This is a genomic window from Lysobacter sp. Root690 (genome assembly GCF_001427785.1).
Classification (GTDB): domain Bacteria; phylum Pseudomonadota; class Gammaproteobacteria; order Xanthomonadales; family Xanthomonadaceae; genus Lysobacter.
Genome location: NZ_LMHM01000001.1, coordinates 633453 through 645674, shown reverse-complemented (window position 1 = coordinate 645674; position 12222 = coordinate 633453). Strand labels below are relative to the sequence as shown.

6 protein-coding genes are annotated in these 12222 nt (G+C 67.8%); all 6 read left to right on the top strand.

The window, feature by feature from the left end; all coding sequences use genetic code 11:
• Window positions 1–110: 110 nt before the first annotated feature.
• The 6 genes from ASD86_RS02800 (at window position 111) to ASD86_RS02775 (ending at window position 12166) form a co-directional block, all read left to right on the top strand.
• Window positions 111–1646, top strand: coding sequence for a serine hydrolase (locus ASD86_RS02800; protein WP_235567640.1), 1536 nt, complete (start codon window positions 111–113; stop codon window positions 1644–1646).
• A complete protein-coding gene (locus ASD86_RS02795; RefSeq protein WP_082577991.1) occupies window positions 1585–2412 on the top strand; it encodes a M15 family metallopeptidase in 828 nt (275 codons plus the stop codon). Before ASD86_RS02800 ends, ASD86_RS02795 begins: the two co-directional genes overlap by 62 nt.
• A 153-nt stretch (window positions 2413–2565) precedes the next feature.
• Window positions 2566–3609: a serine hydrolase domain-containing protein gene (locus ASD86_RS02790; protein WP_157476111.1), complete on the top strand. Its 1044-nt coding sequence runs from the start codon at window positions 2566–2568 to the stop codon at window positions 3607–3609.
• A 203-nt stretch (window positions 3610–3812) separates the two neighbouring features.
• Window positions 3813–4286, top strand: coding sequence for a MarR family transcriptional regulator (locus ASD86_RS02785; RefSeq protein WP_056106588.1), 474 nt, complete (start codon window positions 3813–3815; stop codon window positions 4284–4286).
• A gap of 139 nt (window positions 4287–4425) precedes the next feature.
• Window positions 4426–4851, top strand: a complete 426-nt coding sequence (locus ASD86_RS02780; protein ID WP_056106586.1) for an organic hydroperoxide resistance protein — start codon at window positions 4426–4428, stop codon at window positions 4849–4851.
• Window positions 4852–5566: 715 nt separating this feature from the next.
• On the top strand, window positions 5567–12166 hold the full coding sequence (locus ASD86_RS02775) for an autotransporter domain-containing protein (protein WP_056106584.1): 6600 nt from the start codon (window positions 5567–5569) through the stop codon (window positions 12164–12166).
• The last annotated feature ends 56 nt before the right edge of the window (window positions 12167–12222 follow it).

Genomic DNA, 12222 nt, shown 5'->3' with positions numbered 1-12222 from the left:
GTTCTCTCGACCCCTTGGCGGGCCCCGTGACGCGGGGCCGCGATTTCTCTACCTCGACAGGGCCTCCACCGATGCGACGCGACTCACTGCGGTGGACGGCCCTGATTTTTTTGACGTGTGTCTTCGCCATTCCGCCGGCGTCGGCGCGGGAGACGCGCGAGGCGGCGCTGGACCGCATCGTCGATCAGGTGCAGGCGCGCTATCGGCTGCCGGGTTTGGCGATCGGCGTGATCGAGAACGGCGAGGTCGTGTATCGACGCACCTCAGGCGAACTCGTGGCGGGCGAGGGCGACAAGATCGGTCCCGACACGGCGTTCAAGATCGCCTCGAACACCAAGTCGATGACCACCGCGACGTTGGCGCGACTGGTCGATGCCGGCAAGCTGCGCTGGGACGATCCGGTGACGAAGTATCTGCCGGAATTCCGCATGCACGACGATTGGGTCAGCCGCGACATGCAGGTACGCGATCTGCTGATCCACAACAGTGGCCTGCGCGCCGGCGCCGGCGATCTGATGCTGTGGCCCGAACCGAACAGTTTCAGCCGCGCCGATATCCTGCACGGACTGCGTTATCTCAAGCCGATCCACAGCTTTCGTTCGCGCTACGATTACGACAATCTGCTGTATATCGTCGCCGGCGAAGTCGCCGCGGCCGCGGGCGGCGCGCCGTACGAGACGGTGCTGCGCCGGGAAGTGTTCGAACCACTGGGCTTGTCGCGTTGCCAGATCGGCGCGTGGGATCGCGATGCGGTCGGCGACGTGGCTCAGCCGCATTCGCAGCGCGAGGGACATTATGTCGCGGTACGCCGCGACCCGGCCCGCATCGACGCTTCGACCATGGACCCGGCCGGCGGTGTGCGCTGCAGCCTCAACGATATGACGACCTGGGTGCGCGCCTGGCTTGATCCGCAGCGCGCCGGTGCCGACGGCAAGCCGTGGCTGTCGGCCGAGCAACGCGCGGCGCTGTGGCGCGCGCAGATGCCGATGAACGTGTCGCAGCGCCAGCGCGAATGGAGCAACACGCACTTCGCGGCGTACGGTTACGGCTGGCGTTTGAGCGACGTCGACGGCGTGTTCAAGGTCTCGCATACCGGTACCTTGATGGGCATGTACTCGCTGGTGACGCTGCTGCCGGACCAGCGCAGCGGCTTCGTGGTGTTGATCAACGGCGATGCCGGCGATGCGCGCGGCGTGTTCGATCAGATGTTGACCCAGCACTTCACCGCGCCGGATTCGCCGCGCGACGCGGCCTGGTACATGGATGCGATCGCGCGCGAGGCGCAGGCGCCCGCGCGCAACCGCGCGCCGGATACGTCCGCGCGCAAGCCGGTCAAGTCGAAGGAACTGGCCGCGTATCTTGGCGTCTACCGCGACCCGTGGTTCGGCGAGGTGCGGGTCTGCGGGCGAGACCGCGATGTGCAATTCGCCGCACGCAAGTCGCCGCTGCTGACCGGTAAGATCGTCCGGGTCGGCCCGCGCCTGCTGATCGACTGGGACGCCGAGGAAGTCGACACCGAGGCCTGGATCGATTTCTCCGGTGCCGGCGCCACCGCCACTTTCGTCATGAGCAAGGTCGATCCGGATGCGGACTTCAGCTACGACTACGAGGACCTGGCGTTCGCGCGTATCGGCGATTGCGGTTGAAGCCTGCGCGCTGCTGGTGCTGATCGGTTGCGTCGCCGCGGTGCGCTCGCCGGATGCGCTTCCGCCGAAGGGCCATGACGCCACCGCATCCGCGCTGGTCGCCACGTCCGCGGCGCAAGCGGTCGCGCCGAAGGTATCCATCGCGACCGATGCGGCGGCTGCGGGCATGGTCGAGATTCGCTCGCTGGTGCCCGACATGTCGCTGGAGATCCGCTACGCCGGCAGCGACAACTTCGTCGGCCGGCCGGTGGTCGGCTACGAGGCCGCCGGTTGCTATCTGCACCGGTCGGTCGCGCAGGCGCTGGCGCGGGTCGAGCGCGCGTTGCGCCCACAGGGCCTGCGCCTGCATATCTTCGATTGCTATCGGCCGGTGCGCGCGGTGCAGGATTTCGTGCGCTGGGCCGGCGATCTGGGCGATCAGGCTACGAAGTCGCGTTACTACCCCAAGCTCGACAAAAGTGTCTTGCTTGGCGATTACATCTCGCCGACCTCCGGCCACAGTCGCGGCGCGACCCTGGACCTGAGCCTGATGGAACTGCGCGACGGGCGCTACGCATTGTTGGACATGGGCACGGGCTTCGACTACTTCGACGAACTGGCACATACCGATTCGCCGCATGCGAACGCGATCCAGCGCGGCAACCGCGAGTGGCTGCGCGCGGCGATGCGGCGCGAAGGGTTCGAGAACTATCCGCTGGAGTGGTGGCATTACACCTATAAGCCCGAGCCCACACCGGAGACCGCGTTCGACTTCCCGGTGAAGTGATCGCGGCCCGCGCGGACCGGCACAGCGACATCCCTTGCATGAGGTGGCAGCGTGATCGTGACTATCGGCATGAACTCCGGGCACGGCATGCATCGGCCGTTGCGGCGCTTGATCGCGAGCTTGGGTATCGGCGCGCTGTTGAGCGCCTGCGCGATGACGCCGCATCGACAGGCGCAGGGGGCCGATCCGCTGCAACGAGAAGTCGATACCTTGATGCGCGATTATCAGGGCCAGGTTCCCGGCGCCAGCGTGCTGGTCCTGCGCGACGGTCACGCGCTGCTGCGGCGCGGGTACGGCCTGGCGGTGGTCGAGACCGGCGAAGCCGCGAGCGCGCAGACCAATTACCGCCTGGCCTCGGTGAGCAAGCAGTTCACCGCTGCGGCGGTGCTGTTGCTGGCGCAGGACGGGACGCTCGGCCTGGACGATCCGATCAAGCGCTGGTTGCCGTCGCTGCCCAAGGCCGCCGACGCGATCACCATCCGACAGATTCTCAGCCATCAGTCCGGTTTGATCGATTACGAGGACGTGATGCCGGCGAGCTTCGATGCCGATCAGCGACAGATGCACGACCTCGATGTACTGCATGTGCTCGAAGGCCAGGATCGAACCTACTTCGCGCCCGGGCAGGGCTATCGCTACAGCAACAGCGGTTACGCGCTGCTGGCCTTAACCGTGCAGCGCGCGTCGGGGCGGAGTTTCGCCAGCTTCCTGCGCGAGCGCATCTTCCTGCCGCTGGGCATGCGCGACACGGTGGCGTATGAGCGCGGCGTGTCCGAGGTGGCGCATCCCGCCTACGGTTACAGCGATGAGCAGGGCCGGTGGGTGCGCACCGATCAGAGTTCGACCAGCGCGGTACTCGGCGATGGCGGCATTTATTCGTCGATTGACGATCTGGCGAAGTGGGACGCGGCCTTGTACGACGACCGTCTGCTCAGCGACGCGTCGCGCACGCTCGCCTTCACCGCGCATACCCCGACCGATGTGGCCGATGTCGGTTACGGCTATGGCTGGCGCATCACCGGCGAGACCTTGTGGCATTCGGGCGAGACCATGGGCTTTCGCAATGTGATCGTGCGCTGGCCGCAGCGGCGGTTGACGGTGGTGGTGCTGAGCAATCGCAATGATCCGGAGCCGTATCGGTTGGCGTTGGCGATTGGGCGAGTGTATTTGCCGGGGAGTGCAGTCAGGTCGCCTTGAGGATGGGTGGGGTGGTGCCAGGGTTTTAGGGGCGCGGGTGTGGGTGGTGGCGCGGTCCGGCTTGTGACCGAAGGAAATCCAGCAGGACGCCGCTCCTAAAGGCAGGGCGGCCGGGGATTCGCGGCACGGGTGGAACGATGCGGACCGCAGGATCTGGCGGATAGTGCTTGCTATTAAATAGTGCGCTATGTAAATTGCGGGCCATGAAGAAGACTGCCGCCACCGTCACCGCCAAGCCGCCGCAGCCGACCCTGCTGCTGGACGACCAGCTGTGCTTCGCCCTGTACTCGGCCTCGCTGGCCTTGAACAAGGTGTATCGCAAGCTGCTTACCAAGCTGGGCCTGACCTATCCGCAGTACCTGGTGATGATGGTGCTGTGGGAGCGCGACCGGGTCACGGTGTCGGAGATCGGCGAGCGCCTGTTCCTGGACTCGGCCACGCTGACTCCGCTGCTCAAGCGCCTGGAAACCGCCAGCCTGCTGACCCGCACCCGCGCGGCCAGCGACGAGCGCCAGGTCATCATCGAGCTGAGCAAGGCCGGCCGCGCGCTCAAGACCAAGGCCCAGGGCGTACCGGCCGGCATGTCCTGCGCGCTGGAGGGCTGCACGGTCGAGCAGCTCACGGTGTTGAAGGCGCAGTTGGAGTCGCTGCGCGAAAGCCTGATCCGCAACGGTTGACCGCCCGTGTGACCGATTTCGAATTCGAACTTTGAAATAGCGCGCTATTAAATAGCGAGATATTGAAATACAAGTAACCGAACATCCGCGTACCAACCCACCTCATCCCCGCACCATCCCCTGTCCACGGAGCATTGCCATGTCCATCGAAAAAGTCCTCTACACCGCCCACGCTCACGTCACCGGTGGCCGCGACGGCCGCGCCGTTTCGTCCGACAACGTTCTCGACATCAAGCTGACCACGCCGCGCGAACTCGGCGGCGCCGGCGGCGAAGGCACCAACCCCGAGCAGCTGTTCGCGGCGGGTTACTCGGCCTGCTTCATCGGCGCGCTGAAGTTCGTCGCCGGTCGCGAGAAGATCGCGTTCCCGGCCGACGCGTCGGTCGACGGCAGCGTCGGCATCGGCCAGATCCCGACGGGCTTCGGCATCGAAGTCGAGCTCAAGATCTCGCTGCCGGGCCTGCCGCGCGAACAGGCGCAGGAGCTGATCGACAAGGCCCATGTGGTCTGCCCGTATTCCAACGCGACCCGCGGCAATATTGATGTGACTTTGACTCTGGTTTGATCTCGGCGGCGGTCGTGTCCCCGCCATAGCGCGGCTACGACTAACTAGCAGCGCCAGTTGCTCCGAGGCCCGGATGCGCAAGCATCCGGGCCATTTTCGTTTGCCGTGCCAGGTTCGCCTACTGGTCGTGCTCACGGTCGTCATTCCCGCGAAGGCGGGAATCCAGGGCCTTTCGTGCGAAAGAGCCGCGTATCAGACATCCCGCGAAATGGACAAACGCGTCGGCACAGGATGGTCTTCGCTAAAGTCACTGGATTCCCGCCTTCGCGGGAATGACGGCTTGGAAAATACGTAGGCGAAGCGAATCCCCCGTCCCCCTATTTCAGAGGGGGCAGCAGCAAAAGCCAAAGGCGTCGGGAAAATAACAACGCGATCTCTTAGCCCACCCATGACACTTGGTGAGCATGCGTGAGCCTCGTACATCACCATGAATGCGCTCAGCTTCAGGTGATCGTTTGTGAGTTGCACGGCAGCTCCGCGCTAATAAATTGCTAAGCGATTGCCCAGACTTGCATCGGGGTTTCGTTCTCTTCTAATCACGAGCCGGCTCGCTTTGTAACGCTGTCGAAACCACTCGTCGCTGTCGGATGTCGGGGCCCTGATCGCCCTGGCCGCCGCTGCACGGACGCGACGCGGCGCGATGCCGCCATAGCCGAAGGTTCTCGTCCTTCGACCGTCCCGTCCGAGTCCTTGATCGGCTATCGGAGGATCGGTCATGCCCGCACGCGCGCAACGTCGTCTTCGCTTTCATCCCCTGAGCCTCGGCGTCGCGCAAGCGATTCCCTTGTTGATCGCGCTGCAGTTCTACAGCGGCCAGGCCACCGCGGCCTGCACACCGGCCGTGCCGGTGGACGGCGATAACGTCAGTTGCACCGGCGTGCCGATCCTGCTGCCGCCCAATCCCAATTCGTTCCTGAGCGGCGCCAACAACCTCAACGTCACCGTGCAGTCCGGCGCGATCATGAGCACGCTGCCCGGCGGCACCGCGATGACCCTGGGCGGCAACAACATCACCCTCAACAACCTCGGCGCGATCGACGCCAACGCCGCCGGCTCGCTGGTGCTGGCGCGCGCGCTGACCATCGGCAATCTGATCGCGCCGACCAACGGAAACGTCACCGTCAACAACCAAGGTTCGATCGAAGGCACCTTCGACGGCACCTTCGGCCTGCTCGGTACCGCGATGGTGGTCGCCAACAGCGGCACGACCACGGTCACCAATTCGGGCACGATCGGCGTCAGCGCGCTGGGCCTGTTCGATCCGGCCAATTCGATCGCGGTGGCGATCTACGGCGGCGGCAACGTCAACTTCACCAACACCGGTACTATCATCGGGCGGGTTTCCTTCGCCAGCCCCGGCAGCGGCGGCAACACCTTCGTCAACGCCGGCACCATCAACGGCAGCGTCTCGCTCGGCACCACCCTGAGCAACGACACCTTCGTCGCGGTGACCGGTTCCTCGCTCGCCAATCCGCTGATCCCGTTGCCGCCGGTCGGCGTGCCGACCCCGACCTTGCCGCCCGGTCTGCTCACCTTCGCCGCGACCGGCACGGTCGATGCCGGCATCGGCGGCAGCGATACCCTGGTGCTGCAGAACACCGTCGCCGGTCCGGGTTCGGGTACCGGCGGCACCGGTTCGATCTCCGGTCTGCAATACCTCAATTTCGAAAACCTCACCGTCAACAGCGGCACCTGGACCTTGAGCGGCGCGGTGGTCAGTGGCGGCGCCACGCTCAACGGCGGCCTGTCGATCTTCGACAACGCGCTGTCGTTCGGCCTGGGCCCGTTGACCGCGAACGGCGGCGCGATCCAGGCCTCGCTGCCCGGTCTGACGCTCGCGCAGAACGTGAATCTGACCGGCGGGTTGATCGTGCAGGGCGCGAACGCGCTGAGTCTGGGCGGCACGGTCAGCGGCGCCGGCGGTCTGATCAAGAACGGCGCGGGCACCTTGTCGCTGCTCGGCAACAACAATTTCAGCGGCGGGCTCGCCCTCAATGGCGGCGGCCTGACCTTGGGCAACGCGAATTCGCTCGGCACCGGTCTGTTCCTGGTCGGCGGACCGGCCACGCTCAACACCTCGTTCAGCGGCACGCTCGCCAATCAGGTGCAACTCAACGGCGCGTTGACCCTCAACGGCGCGGGCGCGCTGACCCTCGGCGGCAACATCGGCGGCGCCGGCAGTCTCACCCTCAACAGCGGCGCGCTATCGCTGACCGGCAGCAACAACTACAGCGGCGGCACCGTCCTGCAGGCCGGTTCGATCGATCTGGGCAACAGCGGCGCGCTTGGCACCGGCGCGTTGACGGTCAATGGCGCGGGTTCGCTGACCGGCGCGGCCGGCGTCGCCTTGAATAACGCGATCGTGCTCAACAACACCTTGAACTTCGGCGCCGGCGGTGGCGGCGGTGCGTTGACCCTCAACGGCGGCATCAGCGGCGCGGGCGGCATCAGTCTGGCCGGCGCGCCGGGCCTCACGCTCAACGGCGCCAGCACCTTTACCGGCGGCTTCAATCTCGGCGGCGGCGCGCTGGTGGTCGGCAACAACACCGCGCTCGGCGGCGGCGCGGTCACGGTCAGCGGTGCGGGCAATCTGGACGCGAACGCGGCGGTGAGCCTGAGCAACAACTTCAACCTCAACGCCGGGCTCGGCATCGGCGGCAGCGCCAATCTCGCGCTCAACGGCACGCTCAACGGCCTGGGTGGTTTGACCAAGAACGGCGCGGCCAACCTGACGCTCGGCGGCGCCAACAACTTCGCCGGCGGCGTGAATCTGCAAGCCGGAGGCCTGAGCGTCGGCACCAACACCTCGCTCGGACTGGGCGCGTTGACGGTCAACGGCGCGGCGACCTTGAACGCGAATGCCGGCGTGAATCTCGGCAACGCGGTGGTGCTCAACGCCGGCCTGGGCATCGGCGGCGCCAACAATATCGCGCTCGGCGGATTGGTCAGCGGCGCGGGCGGGCTTGCGTTCAACGGCAGCGGCACGCTCGCGCTCAACGGCGCCAACAGCTTCGCCGGCGGCGTCGATCTGGCCAGCGGCAGCTTGAGTGTCGGCAACAATCTCGCGCTCGGTCTGGGCGGACTCAATGTCAGTGGCAGCGCGAACTTGAGCGCGGGCCTGCCGGGCATCGCGTTGGCCAACAACGTCACCCTCGGCGCGGGCGCGACCCTGGGCCTGGGCGGCGCGAATGCGCTCAATCTCGGCGGCGCGATCAGCGGCGCGGGCGGTTTGTCGATCAACGGTCCGGGCAGTTTCACCCTCGGTGGCGCCAACAGCTTCGGCGGCGGGGTGTCGCTGGGTGCGGGCAATCTGCTGCTCGGCGGCAGCACCTCGCTCGGCACCGGCGCGCTCAACGTTACCGGCAATGCGAGCATGGCCAGCACCGGCGCGGCGCTCAATCTCGGCAACGCGATCAATCTCGGCGCGGGCGCGGGGCTGTCGCTCGGCGGCGCGGCCGATCTGAGCCTGGGCGGCGCGATCGCCGGCGGCGGTTCGCTGATCAAGACCGGCGCGGGCGCGTTGTCGCTCAACGGCGCCAACAGCTTCAGCGGCGGGCTGGATCTGCAGGCCGGTACGCTCAACGTCGGCACCGACACCGCGCTCGGCAGCGGCGCGCTCGCGGTCAACGGCGCGGCCACGCTCAACGCGGGCGCGGCGGTGAACCTGGGCAACGCGATCAATCTCAATGCGGCCTTGAACCTCGGCGGCGCCAACAACCTGGGTTTGAACGGTGCGATCGCCGGCGCGGGCGGCTTGAGTTTCAACGGCCCGGCGACCCTGAGCCTGGGCGGCAGCAACAGCTTCAGCGGCGGCTTCAACCTCGGCGGCGGCTCGCTGAGCGTCGGCGCCAATACCGCGCTCGGCAGCGGCGCGCTCAATGTCGGCGGCAACGCAAATCTCAACGCGAGCGCGCCGGGCATCGCGTTGGGCAACGCGGTCAATCTCGGCGCCGGCGTGACCTTGGGCATCAACGGTGGCAACGATCTGTCGCTCGGCGGCGGTATCGGCGGCGCAGGCGGCTTGGCCATGAGCGGCACCGGTGCGTTGAACCTCGGCGGCGCCAACACCTTTGCCGGCGGCGTCGCGCTCAACGCGGGCACGCTGGGCGTCGGCAACAACCTCGCGCTCGGCACTGGCGCGCTCAACGTCGGCGCGAACGCGGGCTTGACCGCGACCGCGCCCGGCATCGCGCTCGGCAACGGCATCAACCTCGCCGCGGGCGCGCAGCTGGGCATCGGCGGCAGCAACGATCTCAGCCTCGGCGGCGCGATCGGCGGCGCCGGCAGTCTGGGTTTTAACGGCACCGGCACCTTGTCACTGGGCGCGGCGAATAGCTTCAGCGGCGGCTTCAATCTCGGCGCGGGCACCTTGGCGCTCGGCAATGCCGGCGCGCTCGGCAGCGGCGCGCTCAACATCGGCGGCAATGCGAATCTCAGCGCCGCCTTGCCCGGACTTGCGCTCGCCAATGCGGTCAATATCGGCGCCGGCAGTGCCTTGAGCATCGTCGGCGCGAACGCGCTGGACTTGAACGGCACGGTCGCCGGCAGCGGCACGTTGATCAAGACCGGCAGCGGCGCGCTCGGACTCAACGGCGCGGTGCTCGGTTTCACCGGCGGCCTGTCGATCCAGGGTGGCACGCTCAACGTCGCCAATCCGATCACCGCCGGGCTCGCCTCGGCTGCGGGCACGACCGCGAATTTCAGCGGCGGGGCCGACAATCTCAGCGTGACCGGGGCAGTCGCAGGCGCGGTCAATCTCGGCGGCGGCAACGATGTGTTGAACGCCTCGCCGACGCAACTGGCTGGTATCACCGGCGCGATCAACGCCGGTGCTGGCAGCGATACGTTCTCGGTCGCCGGCAGCGGCGAAGGCACGCTGCCGGGCGCGGCTTTGAGCGGTTTCGAAAATCTCGGCGTCGGCGCGGGCGGCACGCTGATCCTGCCGAGCGGCGCGACCGGCGCGTTCGACAACACCTCGGTCGGCGGCAACCTCGTGCTCAACGGCAACCTCGGTGGCAATGCCAACGTCGCCGCGGGGGGCGCGTTGATCGGCGATGGCGCACTGGCCGGTTCGTTGACTCTCGGCGGCGTGCTAGCGCCGTCGGGCGTTGCAGGCGGCAGCGGCGCGGCGGCGGGTACCGGCGCGGTCGGCGCTTCGCTCAATGTCGCCAGCCTGACCGTGAATCCCGGCGCCAGCCTGCAAGTGCGCCAGAACGGCGCGGGCGCGACCGACAGCGTGATCGTCGCCGGCACGGCGACCTTGAACGGCGGCCAGGTGGTGGCGATTCCGCAAGCCGGCAGCTACGCGCCGGTGACCGATTACCGCATCGTCGATGCCGGCACGCTCAGCGGTGCGTTCAGCGGCGTCAGCCAGACCGCGTTGCCGTTCCTCGACGCGAGCCTGGTGACGATCGGCAACGACGTGTTTCTGCGCCTGAGCGAGCACGATGCCGGAGGCACCGGCATCCGCTTCAATCAGTTCCCCGGGCTCAGCGGCAATCAGCAATCGGTGGCCAACGCCCTGCAGGCGATCGCCGATGCCGCCACGCCCCAGTTGCCGACCCTGGTCGCGGCCGCGCGCGGGCTCAGCGCCGCGCAGGCGCCGCGCGCGTTCGACACGCTCAGCGGCGAGACCTACGCTTCGATCGCCAGCGCTCAGCGTTACAACGCCGAGCAGATGCAACGCAGCGTGGCGCGTCAACTCGATCGCGCGCGCGATGCCGGCACCGAGGACGAAAGCACGTTCGGCACGGTGTGGGCGACCGCGTACGGCGGCCGCGCCGAATTCGACGGCGACGGCCTGGACGGCATCGACAACACCGTCGGCGGCATCGCGATCGGCCTGGAAGGCTCGCCCGGCGAACACTTCCGTTTCGGCGGCCACATCGGCATGGCCCATTCGAAGATGGAAACCGACCGCCGCGACGACAAGGTCGACGGCGATCTGTTCAACGTCGGCATTCACTGGCTGTATGCGCCCGGCGGCTTCTGGACCCAGGGCGCGGCCGGTTACAGCTACGCCAGTTTCGACGCCGAGCGCGAGATCGCGGTGGGCACGTTCAATCGCCGCAGCGATGCGCATTTCAGCAACGACGGCGTGTACGCCATGCTCGAAGCCGGCTGGCGCTGGGACGGCGCGAGCGTGCGCGTTGAGCCGTTGCTCGGCGTGTACTACAACAAGGTCGAATCGGCGACATTCACCGAGCAGGGCGCGGGCGACGCGAACCTGATCGTGTCGACCGGCAGCTTCGACACCACCACCGCCGGCATCGGTGTGCGCTTCTCCAGCGTGCCCGGCAGCGCCGCGCGCAAGCTGACGCCGACCGCCGACATTCGTTATCTGCACGATCTGCAGGACGATCAGCCGTTCGCGCGCAATGCCTTCGCCGGTGCGACCGTGCCGGGCTTCGGGGTGAGCGGGTTCGCGGCCGAACGCAATCGCTGGAACGTCGGTCTGGGCTTGGCGTATCGGATGAGTCCGGTCAGCAGCGGCTTTATCGAGTACCGCGGGGATATCGGCAGCGACGATCGCGCGCATTCGCTCAATATCGGTCTGCGGCTGGGTTGGGGCGGTTCGTCGGCGGTCGCGGCGGCGCGCGCGGCGCCGGTGACGACGAGTGTGGCGTCGGCCGATCGCGGTTCGGTTGATGGTGTGTCCATCGATCGCGGTGGTTCGGTCGATGCGGCGTCGGCGCGCGATCCGGGCGCGCCGGCGGCTTCTTCCGCGGTTTCCGGCGCGGGTCCGTTGCCGGCCGCATCGTCTTCGTCAGTGTCGGGCGCGGCGCGCTCGGGCTCGCATTCGGCCGGTCCGGCGGCCGCGGCCGCGGCCGCGGCAGGCACCGCGGCCGCGGCGATTTCAGCCGAACGTTCGGCCGGTTTGGCGGGAGCGGCCGCGAATACTTCAGCATCAGGGGCGAGTGGATCGGGAGCGGCTACCGCGGCGGCGGCCGGATCGACTGCGTCGGCAGCCCATGCCGCGCAGTCGGCCGGCGCTGCCGCGGGTGCGGTGGCCGCATCCGAGGCCGGTGCTTCGACTCAGAGTGCCGCGCAACCTGCCGCATTCGGACAGTGCAAGGTTCGTCCCGCCGCCAAGGCCGCGGCGCCGCGAACGGTGGCGAAGGCCAAGGCCAAGCCGCGTGGCGCGCGACCGATCTCCAAGACCCAGCGTGTCGCCTCGCGCGGCACCGCAACCCAGGCGAGCAAGCGGCGTCCCGCGCCGCGACTCGCCGCCGCGACATCGCGACCCGCCCCTCCGTCGGGCGCGATGACCCAGCCGACGACGTGGTGCGACGAGGCTTCGGCCCGGGCTCAATAAGCCGGGCCGGATGCACCGGCGCCGCCGGACGGGTGGCGCTACCGGCTTCGGTGCGC